Genomic DNA, 21,399 nt, shown 5'->3' on the forward strand with positions numbered 1-21,399 from the left:
CAATCGGCGGGGGTTATGGACTCTGGCGGTCCGTGGGTTCTCGCGGGTAGGGGGAGGAGGAAGGCGCTTTCACGAGCAATTGTTGCTGAAAATAGCGACGATACAACTCGCAACTTATTCTAACTCGTTCCCCTTCCAGTTTGACGAGTCCGAGACTTTCTAATTCATAGGCGAAAATGGAGGGTAATTTCAAGGGGCGATCGGCTGTGAGTAACTGTTGAAAGGCAGCGGTTAATTCGCGATTTCGTTGCAAAATTGCCAGCTTGCGGCGCAAGCGATCGCGATAAATCCCGGCTTCGGTATGGGCGTTTTCTAACAGTTGCTTCACCGTCAGGTTTTGACGACAGAAGTGATAAAGGGCGAGGCGCACTAATGCGGGATGCCCGCCGACAATCGCCATCAGTTGTTTGGCTTGGGTTCCTTCTTTCCAGTTCAATCCGTGACGCCTTGCTAATTCTTGCACTTGCGATCGGGTAAATTCTGGCAGTTTTAACGGCATTCCAATATTAAAAGGGGATTGATGCAATTGCAAATCCACGTAAACTTCCGTCGAATATACCACCACTAATCGCAAGTTTTGCCAGCATTTCACCTGTTGCGATCGCTCATACCAGGATCGTAACAAGGGTAAAAATTCTCCGGCAACTTCGGCATATTTGAATATCCGATTGATTTCATTAAATGCCAAAATAACTGGCGTTTTTATCCGTTGCAGCACATAGGCTTCAAAGTAAATCGTACAGCTCAACTTGCTGCCGATATCTTCATCCCAATATTCATCGAGTTGCGGGGTTAAATTTAACCCTTTGCTGACCAGTTTGCTAAACCACCGCAAAAATTTATCTAAATCGGTTAAAATGCTGCGCTCGACTTGTTGAAAATCTACATTAATGGTGGCATAGCCTAACTGCGCGCCCCGATCCACAATCCGGTTTATTAAGGAGGTTTTTCCCATTTCTCGGGGCGCTTTTATTCGCAAAATGCATCCGGGTTTTGCAATTTCCGCATACGCCAGTTCTTCAATGGGGGGACGATTGATATAAAAAGGGGAATTCAGCGGTACTGGACCGCTGGGATATTCTAAGCTTTTCAGATCCGGGGGATAAAACATTTCCCGTTCGATTAATACTTTCCAGTGGGGCTTCAACTCCAGTTTCTCGATTTGGCTGCGAAAATTGTCTTTGCTTATCTGCACCTCGAGCAATTCCGAAATGCTTTGCCATAACCGCGCCCCGGTGGTTTTCAGATAGTCGCATTCATACTCGGAGGATTGAGCCATGTGGGTATAGGTCTTTCCTTCCCACCCTTGGCGCAGAATTCGTTCTTGGGCGGGAGTTAGATTTCTCTGCTGCATGACTCGCAATAAACTCATTAATTCATCAAGGGTCATTAGAAATGTCTCTAGAAAGTTGCATATTAACAATGGAAAATAAAATATAATACCCGTTCGTCTGGAGTTGTACCCTCCTCCCGGAGGAAACTCCGCTACCTTTATGGGAATTATCCCTCATCGGCTGTGTTCTGAGTCCACAGATGGGATAGAGTTGGGAAACAGGGTAACAAAATTTGCAAATATTTCCGACACGGAGATGAAACTTGTTACGTTTTCTATTGACAAATTGACCAAAGTATCGTATAGGGTGGTTGCGATGGGGAAGCGGCTATGGAGAAGGATGCTCGAAACGCCCGCTGAGAGAAGATTGCGCTTCAATTTGGGCGAAAGTGCCGCACCATCCCTGCGGATGGATTCCGCACGGCTTGCCTGCGATGGGGGAGAAAGGGGCGATCGCCGTGAGTGGAGAGGTTCGTGCAGTAACAAGAGGGAGGGATGTTTGTGGGTTTAGTAACAATTTGAGTAACAAAAATTTGAGAAAAAAACGATGGGAGATGACAAAAACACTCCCTGACGGATCGCGGCAGCATAACTGTGCTAAACTAACTACCAAAATCTAACAGAGGTCTGCATGTAGGTACGCGGGACGCAAGGTTGAGCTGGAATTTCCAGAAGGCTCGGCTCAGGCGATCGCACAGGAAAACCAAGAATCAGGGAGGGTGTCGATGTGGGGGGGATCGCCAATGGGTGATTTCAGATAAAATCAACCGGAAATTACCCACTCCTTTACATTAAAAACCACCATCAGGATGCGGTGACAATCAAATTTTCTTGGAGCTTCTAAAAAAAGCCGAAAGAATCAAGACTTTCATGCAGCAAAAAAAGGGGAAATGCATATCACGGTTGCACAGCAAACCTTCGGGGGTTTGGGGGAAAATGACATTAGAAATAAATGGAAAAAGTGGCTGGAACATGAGGCAAATGCTCGATGAAATCAGCGAGGGTCTGTTGTCCATTGACGGCGATAGCTATGAATTGCTTTACTGGAATCGAGCAGCGCAAACCCTCTATCGGTGTGGGGATGAGGAATGCAAAGAAAATCCAAAGTGCTGGCTCGAAGCTATCTACGACGCCGATCGCGATCGGGTAATCGCAGCGATCGCCTCATTTCTCGAAGGCGAAGACAATCCCGAGGCGCGATCGCCGCTCACCCTGGACTACCAAATTCTCTATCCCGATCGAAAAATCACCTGGGTGCGCCACAAATTCTGGCGCAGTCAGGATGAAAACTGCCCCCGGCACCTGGATAGCATTATCACCGAAGTTGGCGTGGGCGTCGTCGCCACCGTGCCGGAAAATACCCCGCCAACAGATTCTCCCGACCCGAACCCACCGCCTTCCCTCGATTTTTTTCAACAGATCCCCTCCCTCGCCGCTTTGGTGCCGAAAATTCTCTACGAGTATATCCATTACGCCGATGGGAGGGAAGAATTTACTTACCTCAGTTCTGAGTGTGAGACGATCTGCGAACGAGACGCCGAGGAGATTCTCGCCCAAAAACTCCCCCTATCGCACTTCGTTCATCCCGAGGAGGTAGATTCTTTCCAGCGCTCCTTCGATCGCGCGCGCCAAAGCCTCGGGCAATGGAAACGACAGTGGCGCTACATTGCTCCGTCGGGAACTATAAAGTGGCTGTTGGGAATCGCCAAACCGATCGCGCAGCCCGAGGGAGCGATCCTTTGGCAAGGGATTATCCTGGATATCACCACCCAAAAGCCAAGGGAAAAGACGTTTTCGCACAAAGTGCGATTAAAAGAATTGCGATCGCAGATCGGATGGGCGCTGAGCGGAGGGGAGAATCGGTCGCAGATGCTGCAACGCTGCACCGAGGCGATGGTCAAGCACCTCCAGGTGGCGTTTGCCCGCGTTTGGCTCTTCAACCCGAACGACAAAATGCTGGAACTGCAAGCCAGTGCCGACCGAAATTCTCACATAAAGAGCGGTGATGCATCCCTGCCGATGGGGCGCTGGGAAATCGGGCAGATTGCCGGGGAAAGGAAACCCTACCTCACGAATGATTTGCTAAACGATCCGTTGATTCCCAATAAAGACTGGGTGAGGCGAGAAAAGATGGTGGCATTTGCCGGCTATCCGTTACTCGTAGAAGGCCAGGTCGTGGGGGTGGTGGTGATGTTGTCCCGGCAAATACTCGAGCCAGAAACCCTCGACATCCTCGCCGAAATCACCCAGGATATGGCGGTGGCCATCGAGTTGAAAAACGCTACAGAAGCCTTGCAAACCACCTCAGAACGGTTGCAGGTGGCGCTCGAAGGCAGTGGGTTGGGCCTGTGGGATTGGAATCTGGCCACGGGGGAAGCCTATTTCGACCCGCAGTGGAAAAAAATGCTCGGGTACGAGGTGGAGGAGCTTGAAAATCACTATCGATCGTGGGAACAGTTGGTACATCCGGAGGATTTGCCGAAAGCGATCGCGGCCCTGGAGGCTCATTTGCAAGGGCACAGTCCGATATATGATGTAGAAATTCGGATGTTAAGCAAATCCGGGGAGTGGAAGTGGATTTTATCTCGGGGGAGGGCATCGCAACGATCCGCGTCCGGAACCTTTACGCGACTGGCAGGGGTAAATAAAGATATCAGCGATCGCAAACACACCGAACAAGCCCTATTAGACAGCGAAAGACGCTGCCGCGCAATTTTTAATTGCAGTTTCCAATTTATCGCCCTTTTGCAACCCGATGGCACTATCATTGAAGTCAATCAAACCGCCCTGGATTTTGGCGGAATCGAGGCACATTATATCCGAGGACGTCGGTTTTGGGAGGCTCATTGGTGGCAGATTTCTCCCGAAACACAAAGGGAATTAAAAGCAGCGATCGCCCGGGCAGCAAAGGGAGAATTTATCCGCTATGAAGTAGAGATTCAAGGCAAAGAAAACATCCGGGCAACAATTGATTTTTCCATTAAACCCATATTCGATAACGCGGGTCAGGTGGTATTATTAATTCCCGAAGGGCGCGACATCACCGAACAAAAACAAGTGCGCGAAGCATTAGCGTTCAATGTCAAACGGTTAAATCGCGTGTTATCCGCCGCCGATGATGGATGGTGGGAATGGAATATCCTCACCGGCGAGTGCTATTTTAGCCCGCGATGGGAAAGGATGCTGGGCTACCAACCCAATGAATTATATCCCCATATCAGCACTTGGGAATCTCTGATGCATCCGGAAGATTTGCCCCTAGCGATCGCCCAAATCAACCGCCATTTTGCCGACTCGAATTTTCCCTATTCTATCGACCTGCGGATGCAAGCGAAAACCGGCGAGTGGAAATGGATATTATGTCAGGGAAAAGCAATCGAATGGGATGACAGCGGCAACCCCACCCGGATGATGGGAATACAAAAGGATATCTCAGGGCGCAAACAAACTGAAGAAGCCCTGCGAAAAAGCAAAAAACAACTGCAAGACGCGCAAAGAATCGCCCACATTGGCAGTTGGGAATACAATGTGGCCACCGAAAGAGTTACTTGGTCTGAGGAAGTGTTTCGCATTTTTGGGTTAGATCCCGAACTCGGAGAACCGAGTGTCTCGGCACATTTAGAGTATATTCATCCCGCAGATCGCGAATTGTGGCAACGAGAAATTGGCGTCAGCATCGCCCGGGGAACGAGTTTTAATTTCGATTATCGGATTATCCGTTCCGATGGCAGTTTGCGCTATGTTAACGGTATCGGCGAGGCGGTATGCGACGATCGCTCTCAAGTGGTGCAGCTTCTCGGTACGGCGATCGATATTACCGAACGCAAGCAAACCGAACAAACATTGCGCGATCGCGAGGAATTTTTGCGGAGTATCTACGAAGGAGTAGATGTGGGCATTTTAATTGTTGATGTCTTAAAACACCAAACCTCAAATTCCGCCCCTCCAACCTATCAATTTCGCTATTCCGGGGTCAACCCGAAAATGGCACGGAGCAGTCAAATTCCGGTGGATTATTTACTGGGAAAAACCCTCGATGAAGCCCTCCCCTCCTCCGTGGCAACCCAACTGCATCAGCGTTATCTCGCCTGCATGGAATCTCGCCGTCCGATGTCTTGTGAAGAATGCTTTGACCTGAATGAAACTCAAAAATGGTGGCTGCTCACCTATAATCCCTTATCCAATTCTGAGGGAGAAATTTATCGCATTGTCGTCACTGCTACGGATATCACAGAACGCAAAGAATCCGAAGAAGCCTTGCGCGAGAGCGAAGCCCTATTTCGCGAACTCGCCGCCCGAGAAGAACTGATCAATCGCTTGGCCATTCAAATTAGAAAGTCTTTAGATATCGAGAGTATTTTAGAAACTACAGTGCGGGAAATCCGCAGTTTGCTGCAGGTCGATCGCTGTCATTTTGCCTGGTATTGTTCTGGCGAAACAGGGGAACCATTCTGGGAATTAGTGAAAGAAGCAAAAAATCCAGACCTGCCTACTTTACTCGGTCGCTATACCGTAGACCAACTCGATCCATTAGCCGAAAAATTGTTAAATAAAGAATGCGTCAAAATCGATAATGTCCGCGATGAATCAAATCCCAATTTGCAAGAATTATTAGTTGCATCGGGTCATCAATCGGTATTGTTGTTGCCAATCGAAACTGAATCGGGGGAAATTGGTTTAATTGGCTGTACGCGAGATACGATCGCCCAAGCTTGGGATGCGGAGGACGTAGAATTATTGCACGCCGTCTGCAATCAACTGGCGATCGCGATCGACCAAGCCCAACTTTACACTCAATCTCGCGAATCCGCCCAACTCGCCGCCGCAAAATCTCGCCAACTCGAACAAACCTTGCGCGAATTGCGAACCACCCAAGCTAACCTGATTCAAGCCGAAAAAATGTCAAGCTTGGGTCAAATGGTGGCGGGGGTCGCTCACGAAATTAATAACCCGGTAAACTTTATTTATGGCAATCTCATTCATGCCACCGAATCCATCCACGAGGTGTTAACCTTGATTCGACTCTATCAGCAGCATTATCCCCAACCCACCCCGGATATTGCCGAGGAAATCGAGCTGATGGATTTGGAGTATCTGATGGGAGATTTGCCGAAGATGCTCCAATCCATGAAAGTAGGAGCCGATCGCATTAAAGAAATTGTCAAGTCTTTACGCATTTTTTCCCGCTTGGATGAATCGGAACTCAAAGAAGTGGATATCCATGAAAATATTGATAGCACGTTAATGATATTGCAAAATCGCCTCAAGTCAAAAAGCGATCGCCACGCGATTTCGGTGATTAAAGACTACGACAATTTACCCGCGATCGAATGCTATCCGGGTCAGCTCAATCAAGTCTTTATGAATCTGCTCAGTAACGCGATCGATGCGTTGGAGTCATCGGTCAATAGTCATTCGTCATCGGTCAATAGTCATTCGTCATTAGTCACTGGTTCTTCGTCATCGGTTACGGGTTTAAATAACCAAGGACAAACAACAAATGACCAAGGACAAATGACCAATGACCAAGGACAAATGACCAATGACCAAGGACAAACAACAAATGACCAAGGACAAACAACAAATGACCAAGGACAAATGACCAATGACCAAAGACAAACAACCATTCGCATTCGTACCCAACTCACCGATGAAAATACAGTAAAGATTGCAATTGCGGACAATGGAATGGGGATGAAACCGGAGGTTTTGGGGAAAATTTTCGATCCGTTTTATACCACCAAATCCGTGGGGTCGGGCACGGGATTGGGACTGTCAATTAGCTATCAGATTGTGGTGGAAAAACATGGCGGGCGTTTGTACTGTACCTCCCAGTGGGGAAAGGGCACCGAATTTATCATTGAAATTCCCCGGCGACAACCGTAGGAATTGACTTAAAAGCCTCCGTCAATCGAGGTGCAAAATAATTTGCATCTTGGCTTAAGGTAGTGTAGTATAAAACTGAGGGGAATGTGCGGCAAGAGAAAGTCATTCCAGAAAGCGATCGCCCTGGATATGCAGCCAAAGAATGCAAAAATCAATGAAGCGAAAATGGGTTTAACAGCGGTGGAGGGTAGCGCGATCGCGCCCGTAGCGTTTCGACTCGTAAAGAGCGGTTTCAGCCGCATTTAACAGGAGAATCAAGTTATGTTCGGCTTGGGGAATGGTGCTTCCCACCCCCAAACTGACGGTAATCACTGGGGCGGGAAAAGCGCTGAGGCGATCGGTGTCATGGGCGATCGCTAAATTTTTCACCGCCACGCGGATTTTTTCGGCGATTTCCATCGCGGTTTTGCCATCAGTGGCGGGTAACAGGACTGCAAATTCTTCCCCACCATATCGCGCCACTAATGCAGCAAAATGAGGCACTACTTCTAGGATAGCACTAGCCACTTGTTGCAAGCAAAAGTTTCCGGCAATTTTGCCAAAATTTTTATTGTAAAGTCGAAAACAATCCAGGTCGCATAAAATCAGGGAAAGCGGCATTTCTTGCTGTTGTAACCGAGACCACTGCTGTTGCAAGTGCTCCTCAAAATAGCGGCGATTTGCCAATTGAGTCAGTTCGTCTCGATAGTATAACCGAGTCAAGGATTCGTTTTCGCGCTCTAACTGTTGCAGGCGTTGCGCCAGGGAAATCGGGGCATTGCAGACGGCTGGTGCGTGAAAATACTGGGCATATAACTGGCAGCTTGGGGTGATGCGATCGCCCACCATATTCACCAATCCCATACTATCCAACTTATAGGCGATAATCGGTTCTACTGTTACCCCACTTTCCCCACTGGCGATCGCCTCCTGGAATGCCGCCAATAATTCCGGTTCCGCTTGCAAAATATTAAAATATCGCCGCAAATGGTCGTTATAAATTCCGCCTTCAGTGGGTGCCTGTTGCAATAGTTTTTCAAAACTTAAATTTCCCTCAGCAAGATGATAAAATGCCAATTGGACTAAATAGGGATGTCCTCCCACCACGTCCAGCAGTTTTTGCGCCTCCTGGGACGTAAACCATGCCAGTTTGTAGCGCTGGGCCAACTCCTGCACCTGGTCTAAATTCAACGGCGGTAACTTCAAGGGCTGACCCACATTAAACGGAGATTGATTCAGGTTCAGCGGAATGTAAATTTCTGTAGAATAAGCCACTACCAGACGCAGTTTTTGCCAAGCTTGGACCTTTTTGGCTTGTTCGTGCCAAAATCGCAACATCGGCAGAAAATCCAAAGCAACTTCCGGATATTCAAACAAGCGATTGACCTCGTTCAATACCAAAACCAAAGGCGCTTTTATTTGCGGGATAAGATAGGCTTGGAAATAAATCGTGCAACTGACTTTACTGCCAATTTCCTCATCCCAATACTCCTCCAGTTTAGAGGTCAATTTTAATTTTCGGGTAATCAGGGCACAGAACCAGCGCAAAAGTTTATCTAAAGAAGCAAATACAGCGACATCGGCTTGCTGAAAATCGACCTCAACCTTGTGGTATCCCAGATTGGTGGCGCGATCGAGAATTCGCAGAATCAGGGAGCTTTTTCCCATTTTCCAAGGAGCTTTAATGCGAAGCACGCTTCCGGGTTGTAAAATTTCTTGATAAGCCAGGGTTTCAACCGGGGGACGCTCGATATAGAATAGAGAATTAAGGGGTAACGGCGCGTTGGGAAATTCAAAAGAAAACCGTTCATTTTGTGCCGCCACCGCCCGGATCGCAAGCTGCTGTTGTTGTCGCGTCAGGGGGCGCGATTCTAGGAGGCAGCGAAAGTTTGCTTTCTCAATTGGTTCTCCCCAAATATCGCTCGCCACTGACCACAACATTGCCCCGATTTTCCGCAGATATTCCGCACCATAATACTTCTCCCTCGCCATTTTGCTGTAGCTTTTTCCCTCCCAGGAAGCACGCAGCACGAAAATTTGCACTTCTGTTAGTGGCACCTCTAGACTGAGATTAATCAGTTGGATGACTTCATCAATAGTCATGGTTCGCAATTCTTAGTTTTGCCTACCCAAATTCCAGCGGTTCTGAAGACATTCCCTGTATTCATTACCGGGATTAAATCCTCGGGTCAGAGACTTTGGCAAGCAGTTGGCTTGCGTCGGTCGAACCTTTCTGCTGAATTGTTGCATATTTTATCGCGATCGCTTGGTTTTGCAAGAAAAAAATAGCGGCGAAATGTCATCAATAGTGGTTGTATGCTTCTGGAGAAGGGGCTAATCTCATGGCTTGACGTTTAGGCAAATCTATGATAAAAAAAAGCCCAGCACCCGGATGGGGGTGGGGCGTTGGCCTTCCAAGTGCGCCTGGGGCGATCGAAATATCTTGTTCCCCGGTAATAATGCCCGTCAGCAGAAAAATGGCGGAAAATTGTAGGGGATTCGCAACCCCTTACCCTGACGGGTGGAGAGGGTCAATTTTTCTCTGCAAACCAGCCATGAAAAATCATTAGGGTCAATAACGGGTCAAATCTATCGTTCGCCTTGCAGGGAATCAAGCAAACCCATTAAAATTATAAACGGTGGTAGATGATTCTGCCGCGCGAGATTTTTTTAAATTCATGGGTTGAAAGGAAAAAAGACAATGAAACTAGATCCGGATCTGTTAACGCGCTACTTGCATCGGCTTCGCAATCAATCAGAATGGATGACACTCAACGAAGTGGGGGAGACGTTAAAAATGGATCGAGCCACGTCGCGACGCTATACTAAACTGGCGATGGAATGGGGACTGGTGGAACGGCAACAACAGGAAAATCAACCCACCTTAGTTCGCGCCACGGAGAAACTGGTGGAACTCGATCCCAGTGAAGTGCGATCGGTGGTAAACACCCACTGTGCTAAATAAGATTATGCAACACAATTCCTTTTCCGCTGCAGTTCCCACCACTGCCGAAGCGATCGCGACCAAGCGAATCCAGTGGTTTCGCCGCCGCCTGCAGGGTTGGGCACAATCTCATCGACGAGATTTTCCCTGGCGGCGCACTAGCGACCCCTATGCGATTTTCGTGGCCGAATTTATGCTACAGAAAACCGCTGCAGCAACCGTAGTGCCGATTTACGAAACCTTTCTGGCGCAATATCCCAGCGCGATCGCCCTCGCCGCCGCATCGGTAGAAGACCTCACCGAACTCTTGCAACCCTTGGGTTTGTCCTTTCGCGCCCAACGCCTGCATCAGTCGGCGCAGATAATTTGCCAAGAGTATGGGGGGCAGATCCCGCGTCAGGAGTCGGAGTTATTGAAATTGCCTGGGGTCGGTCCGTACACGGCGCGATCGATTTGTGCCAATGCCTTCTGTGAACCCAAGGCAGTGTTAGATACCAATGTAGCTAGGATTTTGGAACGCTTCTTTAATATAGAAGGGGGTCGGGTAAAATTCCGATCGCCCCTGTTGCAGAAAGTTGCTACCCTTGTAGCCCCCAAACGAGACGTGGGCGCTTGGAATCTGGGGCTACTTGACTTTGCGGCGGCAGTTTGCACCGCTAGGAACCCTCAGTGCGATGAATGTCCCCTGCGCCAGCAATGCGCTTACCCGCAGGGAGAAAAAAGCGCCCGATGCGGATGAGTCAGGGGCGGTTTATTCGCACTGGTCGTCGTCGCAATAGTTGTAGTCCTCCCAGTGGTCCCAATCGTCATCTTCCACTTCGCAGCTATCCACCGCGATCGCCTCCGGGGTATCCAGGCGCACCGATTCGTAATATCCTTTGATTTCGCGATTGAAAAATTGACCCACGGAATCGGATTGCTGGAGGTATTCCCAGGTTTCGGTTTCCACCTGGGAATACTGGTAAACCGATCCGTTGTTAAATTCCACTTGCAAGACTTCCCGTTGGCGATCGTATCCCACCGCCTTCGCCATCGATGAGCAAACCGGCAGCATGGCGATCGGCGTCTCAGTGGCCGATAATTGAGCCGGTTCGGGACTCCCCGTCAGTTGCGCCCCTGGGTTTGTCGCCAGAGAAGAGACTTGTTTGAGTCCCTGGTATGCCGCCGGTGGTGCGTTCAGTTCGAGATATTCCACCTCATCCCCTCGGTCGATCAGCAACCCCAGGCGATCGTCCTCGTGACCCACCGCCACCACATTGCTCAGGTCAATCTTCGCCAGTTTCATCAGCACTCTCCTAATTCCTTTCTCTCTAGATTGATTTTTTAATCAATTTCCAGGATAGCCAAAGTTGATTCTTTCGTCAATGCCGAAAGGTAGAGAACCGCCGGGGAGAATTAAGAATTAATAATTAGAAATTGTAAATTGGGAATTGGGAATTATTTGCCTTTTCAGGTGATGCGGAAAACGGGGGAATCGATCGCCGCCTGCGCTTCTCCTCCCCGGGGGGTCTTCCCCCATCTCTTGGTATTGGCTTTAAAGTACAGTAAACTCAGAGGTTGCACGATTCGAGCCTTTTACCGGACTAGAGGGAGAGATTGACCTTGGGTATAGAACTACGCAGTTATGTATTTATCGATCGCTTACAACCACAGCACGCCGCATATATTGGAACGGTATCCCTGGGATTTTTGCCCTTACCGGGAGATACCTCATTGTGGATCGAGATTTCGCCGGGGATCGAGATCAACCGAATCACCGATGTGGCATTAAAATCCACCTCAGTGCGTCCTGGGGTGCAGTTTGTAGAGAGACTGTATGGGCTTTTAGAAGTGCATTCCGAAGCACAAGGGGAGACGAGAACCGCAGGTCAGGCGATTTTAGAAGCCTTAAAGTTGCAGGAACGCGATCGGCTCAAACCGCGCATCGTATCCAGCCAAATTATCCGCAACATCGATGCCCACCAAGCGCAATTGATCAATCGAAATCGACGGGGGCAGATGTTATTGGCAAATCAAACCCTCTACGTATTAGAAGTGCAGCCGGCAGCCTACGCGGCTTTAGCCGCCAACGAAGCGGAAAAAGCAGCATTGATTAATATTTTACAGATTCAAGCCGTCGGCAGTTTTGGACGTCTCTATTTAGGCGGCGAAGAGAGAGACATTTTAGCTGGATCTGCGGCGGCGGTAGAAGCGATGGAGAACATTGTTGGGCGGGAAAATCCGGCCAGCTAAAAGAGCGAATCAGGCACGGAATAACCCGCGTAAAAAACGCCGCCGAAGCCAGGAACGATTAGCCCTCCGACTCATCCGAACCCCCAGCCACCGACTCTTCTAGAGCCAACCGCTGTTCGGCATTATGCAGAAAATATCCGCTCATCATTGCCGAAGCCAAAAGCCGACTGAGGTTTTCAGCAGTGGTGGTGATTTCCATTTGGAAATGTTCCGGCGGCAATACTCCTAACATGCCTCTAACGTTGCGTTCCATCACCTGAGCGGCGGAAGGAGAAGGTTTCGACATGTTGGCGAGGGCTTCTGGGTTGAGGGATTGCAAGTATTCCCACAGCAGATTGCGATCGTCACCGTTGTGATTGATAAATTCCGGGTTGTGGTTAGAGAGATTGTTCATGGTTTGTTTGCAGATTAATGGGTTGCTGTTTTGCTTTTCTATTAATAGACTAACAAGTTCTCCGGGTGAGTTCTAGTCAGTAGAACCGAACCCATGAGGCGGGTTTTTCGACTTGGAGGGAGTCCCCAGTCTTTGTAATAGGTCCGAGAGGGATTTGGGGGGCTACAGGAAAGCATTTGCCACCCAGCACACAGAGTGATGGAAGAGGGAGTTATGGCTGTTCCTGTCCGGCCCCTAAAACTCGGGAAAACCCTTCGATCTGAAATTTTAACTCGTTCCCAGGTTCCAGGTTAGGGAGGCTTCCCCTGAGGCGAAAGCCGACCCACAGTCAATATGCAACCTGACTGGCTTGCCTAGCAGAAAAGATAACCAAAGTCAAGCGTTTCTCATTCAGTTAACCGAACGGCGATCGCGACGGTTTTCCGCACTCAAACCAGATTGACGAAATGGGAAGTAGGTTTTTAAATTGCTGAGTAAGTGCTGGCATTCGTTACCGATTACTCAACCAGCGCGGTGTTATTGTGCCTCGTTGTTGATATATTTCTTTACCGAAAACAGGAGAGAATTACATGCGGATTGCCCAAATCGCACCGTTATGGGAAAGCGTTCCCCCGCCGGGATACGGCGGTATCGAACTGGTGGTGGGTTTGCTCACCGACGAACTGGTTCGACGCGGACATGAAGTTACCTTGTTTGCCACAGGGGATTCCATTACCCTCGCTAAGCTCGAATCCGCTTACCCGCGTGCCCTGCGCCTGGACGAGACAGTAAAAGAACCCGGCGTGTATGACATGCTGCAACTGAGTCAAGTGTACGAACGGGCAGGGGAGTTCGACGTGATTCACTCGCACATGGGGGCCACGGCGTTACCCTTTGGCAATCTGGTAAAAACGCCCACGGTTCATACCCTGCACGGGATTTTTACTCCAGATAACGAAAAGCTCTACACTCATGCAGCCCAGCAAGCGTATGTGAGTATTTCCGATGCCCAACGGGAACCGAGATTAAACCTCAACTGCGTCGCAACGGTTTATAATGGCATCGATCCGGCGATTTACGAGTTTAATCCCCAGCCGCAAGATCCGCCGTATTTAGCCTTTTTAGGGCGACTTTCGCCGGAGAAAGGACCTCACCTCGCCATTGAAATTGCCAAGCGCAGCGGATGGCGGTTAAAGATGGCGGGGAAAGTGGATGCGTGCGATCGCGAATTTTTCGAGCGCGAGATTAAGCCGCAAATTGATGGGAAACAAATTGAATATTTAGGAGAAGCCAACCACGCCGAAAAATGCGAATTGCTCAGGGGTGCAGTGGCGTTGCTGTTCCCGATTATGTGGCGCGAACCCTTTGGGTTGGTGATGATAGAAGCAATGGCGACGGGAACCCCGGTGATTGCGATGGAAATGGGGTCTACACCAGAAGTGATTGAGGATGGAAAAACGGGATTTTTGTGTCGTAGCGCCGAGGAATTCATCGCCGCGCTGGATAAAGTGGAGAAATTAAACCGGGTCGATTGTCGCGATCGCGTGCTGACAAAGTTCAGTTTCCAAAGCATGACCGATGGCTATGAAGCGGTATATCGCGACATTCTAGCACAACGGTTTGCGAAAAACGGCCACCTGCCCAGTTTAAATGCGGCGTAAGCGTTGATTGGTCATTGGTCAATGGTCATTGGTCATTGGTCATTGGTCAAAGGACAAAGGACAAATGACAAACTTTCCCGAAGCGCCCGTATGGGTCGAGCATTGCCCCTAGATGCGAGGCGGCTTCGGGTGGGTTGAGCTGTGAGAGAATTGCCCTTTTTCCTGTGTATTTCGTCCGCTCGGGGGTGGGATAAGACCGTCTGCCTCCGAGGGACGGGGCACAGAGACAGACATCGATCGCCCTACCCCGATGGCGGGAAGCGACGCGGTGTCACTGCAGCTTGTGAATGGGAGGGAGAAAGCGGCTACAGCAGTTTTGGAATGTCATCGCACATAGCCGGACTGTTGTTTTTCCCGAACGATGCCTAACCCTTGTTTCAACGCTTCCAAGCGATCGCTCATCCAGTGAGGATCCGGAATCAGACCGGCAATGCCCAATTTTTCCAAGCGTTTTTTGACTTTGCCGGTTGCGCCAACGACTATCACATTTCGCCCTGCATTAATGGCTTCGTGAATTGCATTTTCAATAGCCAAAGAAGACGTGACGCCCAGAATTGGAACTTCGCTCAAATCCACAATTAACACATCATAATTTTCAATCGCTCTATGTTCTCTAGAAATTGCTTTAGCGACGCCAAAAATCATCGGACCGCTCAGATGGAAGAGTAAAACCCGTCCATTTGCTAAATCTAAGGTTTGCTTTTCTTTGGGGGTGAGAACGATGCTATCGTCAGCATCAGTAATGGCGGTAACATACTCAGATTGGTGTTCTTCCAGGCGAGCGATCGTCAAGATATTGGCGATGAAGACCCCCACAGCGACGGCCACCATTAAATCCACAAAGACGGTGAGCGCCACCACACTATAGACAATGCCGGCTGCCTTCCAGGAAATTTTGTGAACCCGTTTGAGGAAACCCCAGTCAATAATATCGATCCCAACCTTTAAGACAATGGCCGCTAAAACCGCAAGGGGAATGCCAGAGGTTAAGGGAGCTGCCCACAACACGACGATCGACAGTGCAAGAGCGCGAATAATGCCGGATAAAGCCGTGCGGCCTCCTGCTTGGATGTTCACCACCGTAGCGGTGGTTGCGCCAGAACCGGCAATTCCACCGGAAAAGCCCGTCATCAAATTGGCAATCCCTTGGCCGATTAATTCTTTGTTTGATTTATGTTCGTGACCGGTCAGACTGTCAGAGACCAAACAGGTTAACAGACAATCAATCGAACCGACCATTGCCAACACCATAGAGTTCACAAACATTAACCGCAAGTTGTTCCCATCAAAGGTGGGCATCTGGAGTTGAGGCAAACCCGGTTCTATTTCTCCAATTGTAGCAATGGTGCGAATGTCAATGTCCCTAAAGAAAATCCAACAAATGGCGGTTCCGATGAGTAAAGCCACTAATTGCGGCGGCACGATTTTTTTCAGGCGTTCCGGGTAGAAGAAAAGAATCGCGAGGGTAGTTGCGCCTAAAGCGGTTTCCCAAAAATTGAGGTTGAGAACCAGGTTGGGAAGTTCCTGGATAACGACAAGCACGCCACCCGAAGGCGTTTCTTGACCTAAAAATGGAGCAATTTGGAGAAAAATCAGAATCACGCCAATTCCGGTCATAAAACCAGAAATCACGTTATAAGGGAGCATGGTGATATATCTGCCCAAGCGCAAAACCCCAAACAGGATTTGAAAAATGCCGGCCATCATTACCACAGTAAATGCCATTGCCAGACCGCTGTCTGGGTTATTAGCCATCAATTCGGCAATCACTGCGGTGATAATTACCGTCATCGGGCCGGTGGGTTCGGAGATGAGGCTTGGAGCGCCTCCAAATAAAGAGGCGAAAAATCCCACTAATATGGCTCCCCATAAACCGGCAGAAGCACCAGCCCCAGACGCGATCCCGAAGGCGAGTGCCATTGGTAATGCCACTACTGCTGCGGTTAAACCGCCGAAAAAATCTCCTTTAAAGTTACGAAAATGGATGGTATTGGTTATTTGCATGAAAAGTGTCCTTGATGGAACATTACGCTAACTTCATCAAAATTGAGCTAACAAAAACATCATACCGGAATCTTGCAAATTCTCAAGCGTATTTGAATCTTGCTATTTCCGAAAAATCGATGGGAAATGTGGGGATAAGCGTCAGCCAGGAGGAGTTAAGAAGCTGATATTGGGTGGGGTTATAGAGGAGGCGATCGCGGTGTGGAGTTTGCCGTTTTGGCGGCGAGGGAGTGGCTCAAATCCCACTGCTTGCCACTTTTTCTGGCATCGAGGGGAAAGAAAAAACCCGCGATCGCAGTTACGGCGGGTTTGGATCCGGGGCTAAAAAAAGATTTAGCCCCGGATAAAAAGCGATCGCGCAGTGCAGCGACTCGCGCCGCCGACTTATCCACACTCAGTCCAAAGCCGAGTTGCAACATCTATCTGTATAGCAACCAGGGAACTTTTCCGCGACTTCCAGGCGCACCAGCGGACAGGAGAGGATTGAAATCGGCTACAATAAAATAATTTCACCCCTCGAATTAGATTGCTACACTTTAGAAGCAAAGGTTAAAATAGAAACGGCAGAAGTAATCGCCATTAATTTTGCCATTTTTGTTTGTCAACTGTGACTCTAAAAAATCGATTGTAGGACTATGCCAGAAACGATTGAGATTGAAGGCAGAATTTTCGTGCCTGTAGAAGACGCACCGATTGCAGAGTGCAAGAGTGTGCTAACCGAACGCCCACAACCCACTCTAACCCTGAAAGACGACGATCTATTTTTAATTACCGATAGCATCGGCAATATTTCTGGTTGCTTAACCGACGAGCGTCAGGGGAGTATGGGGTTATTCTGCCACGACACGCGGTTTTTGAGTCGTTTAGAACTGCAAATCGAGGGACACGCGCCGATTTTGCTCAGCAGTAACGCCCGCAAGGGGTTTGCCATGTCGGTGTTATGCACCAATCCGCGCATCGAAGATGGCGTGAGTGCCGAAACCATCGGAATTCAACGAGACATCGTACTCAATGGCGGATTGTTTGAAGAACTCAAAATCACGAACTATAACACCACCCCGGTGCAGTTTGAATTAAGCCTGAGCTTCGATTCTGATTTTGTAGACTTGTTTGAAATCAGAGGCGTGCCGCGCAATGCCCGGGGGCAACGCTTGCGCCTAGTGGAACCAGAAGGCAATTCCCATGCCGAAGCACAAACCGATTCTCCGGAACAAAGCACGGAACAGAGCGAAACCGAACAAAAGCGACGGGAAGGGCGGATGTATTCCGAAGTACACTTATCGGCGCAAAATGAACTGATTCTAGCGTATAGAGGGCTAGACGGTTCGGTGATGGAGTCGCGGCTCAAGTTTTTCTATCGCCAACCCGACTGCATGAAGGGATATACAGCAGTGTGGTCGATGAAACTAGATTCTCACGAAACGCAACAGTTAGGCTATCGCCTGCAACTGCTGACCGATAACCGACGGATCACCTCCGGAGACCCTCCGGGCAGTTTGGTGCAAGCAAAGGCAACCGTGCTGATGGAGGAAGAAGAATGGCGCGCGAAGGCAACTCGGACTCGCACGAATAATAAAGCAATTGATGAGATTATCGAGCGAGCAGAGGAAGATATTTACTTGTTGCGGCAAGGATGGGGGAAAGGAAAAGCCCTTTCTGCAGGGATTCCCTGGTTCTCGACCCTGTTCGGACGCGATTCGTTAATTGCTGCATCCCAGACCTTGATTTTAGATCCGGCGATCGCCAAATCTACCCTTTCCACCCTTGCCGAATATCAAGGCAAAACCTACGATGACTGGCGCGAGGAGGAACCGGGGAAAATTTTGCACGAAATCCGCTTGGGAGAAATGGCGCGCTGCAATGAAGTGCCCCATACCCCCTATTACGGCACCGTAGATGCGACACCGTTATGGTTGATGCTGTATGCGGAATATTATGACTGGACAGCGGATGGAGAAACCTTAGAGCGTTTGTGGCCGAATGCCTTAGCGGCGATGGAATGGATCGATCGCCAATGCGAAAAAACCGGGTATGTGTCTTACCATCGCCAATCCCAGCGCGGATTGCTCAACCAAGGATGGAAAGACTCGGGAGATTGTATCGTCAATCGGGAAGGGAAACTGGCCAGCGGCCCGATCGCCCTGTGCGAAGTGCAAGCCTATGTATATGCCGCCAAAATCCGCCTCAGCGAAATCGCCCGCATGAAGAAACGGCTGGATCTGGCGGAACGCTGGGAAGAAGAAGCACGAGAGCTGAAAACCCGTTTCAATCGCGATTTTTGGTTGGCAGACCAGGATTTTTGTGCCTTAGCCCTGGATGGGGAAGGACATCCGGTGGATAGCATTACCTCGAATCCGGGTCAGTGTTTGAGCTTGGATATCTTTACCCCGGATCGCGCACAAAGTGTGGCAGAACGGTTGCTCGCGCCGGATATGTTCGGTGGATGGGGAATCCGAACCCTGAGCAGTTTGTCTGCCGCATACAATCCCATCGGATATCATACCGGGTCCGTGTGGCCTCACGATAATGCGCTGATTGCCGTGGGATTGCGATCGCTCGGATATGTGGATGGGGCACTGGAAGTAGCACAAGGCATCCTGGACATGACCATCCATCAACCCTATCAGCGTCCCCCGGAACTGTTTTGCGGCTACGATCGCACCGAAGGCATCGAACCGGTTCAGTATCCCGTGGCTTGTTCCCCGCAAGCTTGGGCCACTGGCAGCGTTTTCCAGTTTATCCAAATGATGCTCAATTTGGTGCCCGATGCCCCGGGAAATAATCTGCGGATTATCGATCCGGCATTGCCCGAATCGATCGAACGTTTATCCCTGCACAATTTAAGGGTCGGGTCCACCCTGCTGGATTTGGACTTCGAGCGCGTTGGCACCACCACCGCTTGCCGCGTGACCAAGAAACGCGGCAACCTGCGAGTGGTCATCGAAGCATAAGCGATTAGCGACTCAAAGCAGGGGATAAAAATCGCGCCTCCTGACTCGTTCCCAGGCTCCCATGACTCGTTCCCAGGCTCCCGCCTGGGAACGCCCCATGACTCGTTCCCAGGCTCCCGCCTGGGAACGCCCCACCGGAGGCTCCGCCTCTGACTCGTTCCCAGGCTCCCGCCTGGGAACGCCCCACCGGAGGCTCCGCCTCCTCCAGACGCCCTCGGTGCGGGACTCGGAGGCTAATTTTAATGCCTGCATGTGATAGCCAGATTCCGGATTATTGCCCCGAACCGGAGGTTTGGGGGATTGAGGTTGAAAGACGCGCCACCACCATTGGCGGGTTTGAGCTGGAGAAAATAGCCGTGCAATGTTTGGTGGCGTCTGGTCAATCCGTCGGTTTTTGTGCCCAGACCATTTGAATTGCTGACTTAAGGCATAGGCAGAATTCTGTCGAAAAGTAGAGACAGGCACCGCAGTGCAATTTGTACCATAGGCTATGGAGGTTCATGCCTCTTTCTTTTAAATTCACATTGAAATTTGGAGACCATAAAAATGGCACCCTTAGATATTCTGATTGCCTGGTTAGTGACCTTTAGCAGTTTGATATTGATTTCTCAATTGCCCTTGGGCGTAGACATCGATAACCCGGTGAAAGGATTGATATCCGCCGCTGTGTTGGGGATGTTAAACGTGCTGGTGTTGCCGATTCTGAAAGCATTATTTTTTATTCCCAACGTGCTGACCCTCGGATTGCTTTCCGGTGTGTTTGCGTTGGTGATGAATGTGGCGATTTTCTACTTTGCCGCGCAACTGGTGCGAGGATTTCGCTTGCGGATGGGAATCTGGAGTGCCGTGTTTGGCGCGCTCGCCCTGGCTTTAGTCAGTAACTTTATCGAAACGGTGCTGATTTAATGGCACTGCCAAACGGCTGAAATATCAATTTTTTTCTCGCCAATTTTCTGTAAAATTGATAAAATTTGACAGATTTTCTGTCAGTCAATACAAAAGTAGGGTGGGCGATATGCCCCCCTACTGTCAATCCGAGCGGGAGAAATTCGAGAAGATTGATTAAGGAAGAAATCTATCCAAAGCGGCTTTTAATTCCTCGATTTCTACTTCAATGTTACCCTCTTGGGCAGCTCGGCCAATGCATTCGCTCAAGTGTTCGTCTAAGACAATTCGCGCTACGCGATCGAGTGCGCCGCGCACGGCGGCAATTTGTAATAAGACTTCCGGACAGGGGCGACTCTCCTGTACCATTGTTTTGATTCCCCGGATATGCCCTTCAATCCGCGATAAACGGTTGACAATGCGCCGCAGGGATTCTTCGCTGTGAACGTGCGGATGGATATCGCCCTCGTGAGTATGAGGAGTTGCGGTGGGCAACTGTTCGCGATCGGGAGTTTCCTCGGGCCAAGGATGAGATGCGGATGGGTCAGATACAATCATCGGTGCTTTTATTTACCAGCAGAATATTGAGTATTCTAGCTTACCAGAATGTAAGCGCTTCGTCTTCACCCTGTAGGATGGAAAAACTTAGGAAAAATTGTATATTAAATATTTGATATTAGAAATTGCGCCACGGGCGATCGCTGCCCCGCAACTCGTCCCGATTTGCCGGAAATCACCACGTCGTGCCACATCTGGAGAAGAAGGAGGGCTGAAGCCTTCCGTGAGGGCGGATGCATAGGGGTTGTTTTCAATCATTTGCCCTAGGGGGGGATAGTCAATTGCCCCACCATTGGTGGGGGTCGCTCATCGGAAAATGAGGTCAACTGAGTGGCGCGATAAAAGTTGAGGAATTCTCGATTGCCTCTCAATTATAGCTAGTCTAAATGATTCATGCAATTGATATGGGAGTGCGAGCTTCCAGCTCGCTTGTCAGTGTAGGGAGCGAGACGCTCCCACTCCCGTTAAGAATTGTACAACTAATTTAGACCTGCTATATTTATAAATTTATTAAGCAAGGATGCAAATTATTTTGCACATTTATTGGGGGGAGGCGGAGCCTCGGAAGGGACGTTCCCAGGCAGGAGCCTGGG

At 49.6% G+C, this 21,399-nt stretch carries 16 protein-coding genes; 7 read left to right on the plus strand and 9 right to left on the minus strand.

Going from position 1 to position 21,399, the window contains the following annotated elements; translation table 11 throughout:
• Window positions 1–13: 13 nt before the first annotated feature.
• The gene (locus AC0QH1_RS07505; RefSeq protein ID WP_324630388.1) at window positions 14–1,390 is read right to left on the minus strand and encodes an AAA-like domain-containing protein; all 1,377 of its coding nucleotides are present in this window, start codon (window positions 1,388–1,390) and stop codon (window positions 14–16) included.
• Between the two features lie 879 nt (window positions 1,391–2,269).
• On the opposite strand from AC0QH1_RS07505, the gene AC0QH1_RS07510 reads away from it, so the two are divergent.
• Entirely contained in the window at window positions 2,270–7,219 is a 4,950-nt protein-coding gene (locus AC0QH1_RS07510; protein WP_324630389.1) for a PAS domain-containing protein, read from the plus strand.
• 171 nt (window positions 7,220–7,390) lie between these two features.
• Here AC0QH1_RS07510 and AC0QH1_RS07515 read toward each other — a convergent pair whose 3' ends face one another.
• Window positions 7,391–9,301, minus strand: coding sequence for an AAA-like domain-containing protein (locus AC0QH1_RS07515; RefSeq protein WP_324630390.1), 1,911 nt, complete (start codon window positions 9,299–9,301; stop codon window positions 7,391–7,393).
• Between the two features lie 598 nt (window positions 9,302–9,899).
• Between AC0QH1_RS07515 and AC0QH1_RS07520 the strand changes: the two genes are divergently transcribed.
• Together AC0QH1_RS07520 and AC0QH1_RS07525 are read left to right on the plus strand one after the other, a co-directional pair.
• Window positions 9,900–10,163, plus strand: a complete 264-nt coding sequence (locus AC0QH1_RS07520; protein ID WP_324630391.1) for a transcriptional regulator — start codon at window positions 9,900–9,902, stop codon at window positions 10,161–10,163.
• Window positions 10,164–10,167: 4 nt separating this feature from the next.
• A complete protein-coding gene (locus AC0QH1_RS07525) occupies window positions 10,168–10,881 on the plus strand; it encodes a helix-hairpin-helix domain-containing protein (RefSeq protein WP_324630392.1) in 714 nt (237 codons plus the stop codon).
• A gap of 12 nt (window positions 10,882–10,893) precedes the next feature.
• Here the strand turns inward: AC0QH1_RS07525 and AC0QH1_RS07530 are convergent, their stop codons facing one another.
• Window positions 10,894–11,427 (minus strand): KTSC domain-containing protein, encoded by a 534-nt coding sequence (locus AC0QH1_RS07530; protein ID WP_324630394.1) that lies wholly within the window; start codon window positions 11,425–11,427, stop codon window positions 10,894–10,896.
• A gap of 317 nt (window positions 11,428–11,744) precedes the next feature.
• Between AC0QH1_RS07530 and AC0QH1_RS07535 the strand changes: the two genes are divergently transcribed.
• Entirely contained in the window at window positions 11,745–12,374 is a 630-nt protein-coding gene (locus tag AC0QH1_RS07535) for a hypothetical protein (protein ID WP_324630395.1), read from the plus strand.
• A 58-nt stretch (window positions 12,375–12,432) separates the two neighbouring features.
• Here AC0QH1_RS07535 and AC0QH1_RS07540 read toward each other — a convergent pair whose 3' ends face one another.
• Entirely contained in the window at window positions 12,433–12,768 is a 336-nt protein-coding gene (locus AC0QH1_RS07540) for a DUF760 domain-containing protein (RefSeq protein WP_324630396.1), read from the minus strand.
• 569 nt (window positions 12,769–13,337) lie between these two features.
• Here AC0QH1_RS07540 and AC0QH1_RS07545 point away from each other — a divergent pair.
• Window positions 13,338–14,408: a glycosyltransferase family 4 protein gene (locus AC0QH1_RS07545; RefSeq protein WP_324630397.1), complete on the plus strand. Its 1,071-nt coding sequence runs from the start codon at window positions 13,338–13,340 to the stop codon at window positions 14,406–14,408.
• Between the two features lie 324 nt (window positions 14,409–14,732).
• Here the strand turns inward: AC0QH1_RS07545 and bicA are convergent, their stop codons facing one another.
• Window positions 14,733–16,412, minus strand: a complete 1,680-nt coding sequence (gene bicA, locus AC0QH1_RS07550) for a bicarbonate transporter BicA (RefSeq protein ID WP_324630398.1) — start codon at window positions 16,410–16,412, stop codon at window positions 14,733–14,735.
• A 179-nt stretch (window positions 16,413–16,591) separates the two neighbouring features.
• Entirely contained in the window at window positions 16,592–16,831 is a 240-nt protein-coding gene (locus tag AC0QH1_RS07555; protein ID WP_324630400.1) for a hypothetical protein, read from the minus strand.
• 216 nt (window positions 16,832–17,047) lie between these two features.
• Here AC0QH1_RS07555 and AC0QH1_RS07560 point away from each other — a divergent pair, with 216 nt between their 5' ends.
• Window positions 17,048–19,363 (plus strand): amylo-alpha-1,6-glucosidase, encoded by a 2,316-nt coding sequence (locus AC0QH1_RS07560; protein ID WP_324630401.1) that lies wholly within the window; start codon window positions 17,048–17,050, stop codon window positions 19,361–19,363.
• A 12-nt stretch (window positions 19,364–19,375) separates the two neighbouring features.
• Here the strand turns inward: AC0QH1_RS07560 and AC0QH1_RS07565 are convergent, their stop codons facing one another.
• On the minus strand, window positions 19,376–19,828 hold the full coding sequence (locus AC0QH1_RS07565) for a hypothetical protein (protein WP_324630403.1): 453 nt from the start codon (window positions 19,826–19,828) through the stop codon (window positions 19,376–19,378).
• Between the two features lie 81 nt (window positions 19,829–19,909).
• Here AC0QH1_RS07565 and AC0QH1_RS07570 point away from each other — a divergent pair, with 81 nt between their 5' ends.
• Window positions 19,910–20,269: a phage holin family protein gene (locus AC0QH1_RS07570; protein ID WP_324630404.1), complete on the plus strand. Its 360-nt coding sequence runs from the start codon at window positions 19,910–19,912 to the stop codon at window positions 20,267–20,269.
• Window positions 20,270–20,425: 156 nt separating this feature from the next.
• Here the strand turns inward: AC0QH1_RS07570 and AC0QH1_RS07575 are convergent, their stop codons facing one another.
• Together AC0QH1_RS07575 and AC0QH1_RS07580 are read right to left on the minus strand one after the other, a co-directional pair.
• Window positions 20,426–20,806 carry a metal-sensitive transcriptional regulator gene (locus AC0QH1_RS07575; RefSeq protein WP_324630405.1) on the minus strand — a complete coding sequence of 127 codons (381 nt, stop codon included), beginning with the start codon at window positions 20,804–20,806 and terminating at the stop codon, window positions 20,426–20,428.
• An 87-nt stretch (window positions 20,807–20,893) separates the two neighbouring features.
• Window positions 20,894–21,064, minus strand: coding sequence for a hypothetical protein (locus AC0QH1_RS07580; RefSeq protein ID WP_324630406.1), 171 nt, complete (start codon window positions 21,062–21,064; stop codon window positions 20,894–20,896).
• Window positions 21,065–21,399: the final 335 nt, after the last annotated feature.

This window comes from Phormidium sp. CCY1219, from assembly GCF_055795085.1.

Excerpts from the sequence above, each read along its gene's own strand:
- AC0QH1_RS07545 (WP_324630397.1), top strand. The coding sequence starts at position 13,338 with ATGCGGATTGCCCAAATCGCACCGTTATGGGAAAGCGTTCCCCCGCCG.
- AC0QH1_RS07520 (WP_324630391.1), top strand. The coding sequence starts at position 9,900 with ATGAAACTAGATCCGGATCTGTTAACGCGCTACTTGCATCGGCTTCGC.
- AC0QH1_RS07525 (WP_324630392.1), top strand. The coding sequence starts at position 10,168 with ATGCAACACAATTCCTTTTCCGCTGCAGTTCCCACCACTGCCGAAGCG.
- bicA (WP_324630398.1), bottom strand. The coding sequence starts at position 16,412 with ATGCAAATAACCAATACCATCCATTTTCGTAACTTTAAAGGAGATTTT.
- AC0QH1_RS07505 (WP_324630388.1), bottom strand. The coding sequence starts at position 1,390 with ATGACCCTTGATGAATTAATGAGTTTATTGCGAGTCATGCAGCAGAGA.
- AC0QH1_RS07580 (WP_324630406.1), bottom strand. The coding sequence starts at position 21,064 with ATGATTGAAAACAACCCCTATGCATCCGCCCTCACGGAAGGCTTCAGC.
- AC0QH1_RS07575 (WP_324630405.1), bottom strand. The coding sequence starts at position 20,806 with ATGATTGTATCTGACCCATCCGCATCTCATCCTTGGCCCGAGGAAACT.
- AC0QH1_RS07515 (WP_324630390.1), bottom strand. The coding sequence starts at position 9,301 with ATGACTATTGATGAAGTCATCCAACTGATTAATCTCAGTCTAGAGGTG.
- AC0QH1_RS07560 (WP_324630401.1), top strand. The coding sequence starts at position 17,048 with ATGCCAGAAACGATTGAGATTGAAGGCAGAATTTTCGTGCCTGTAGAA.
- AC0QH1_RS07540 (WP_324630396.1), bottom strand. The coding sequence starts at position 12,768 with ATGAACAATCTCTCTAACCACAACCCGGAATTTATCAATCACAACGGT.
- AC0QH1_RS07530 (WP_324630394.1), bottom strand. The coding sequence starts at position 11,427 with ATGAAACTGGCGAAGATTGACCTGAGCAATGTGGTGGCGGTGGGTCAC.
- AC0QH1_RS07555 (WP_324630400.1), bottom strand. The coding sequence starts at position 16,831 with ATGTTGCAACTCGGCTTTGGACTGAGTGTGGATAAGTCGGCGGCGCGA.
- AC0QH1_RS07570 (WP_324630404.1), top strand. The coding sequence starts at position 19,910 with ATGGCACCCTTAGATATTCTGATTGCCTGGTTAGTGACCTTTAGCAGT.
- AC0QH1_RS07510 (WP_324630389.1), top strand. The coding sequence starts at position 2,270 with ATGACATTAGAAATAAATGGAAAAAGTGGCTGGAACATGAGGCAAATG.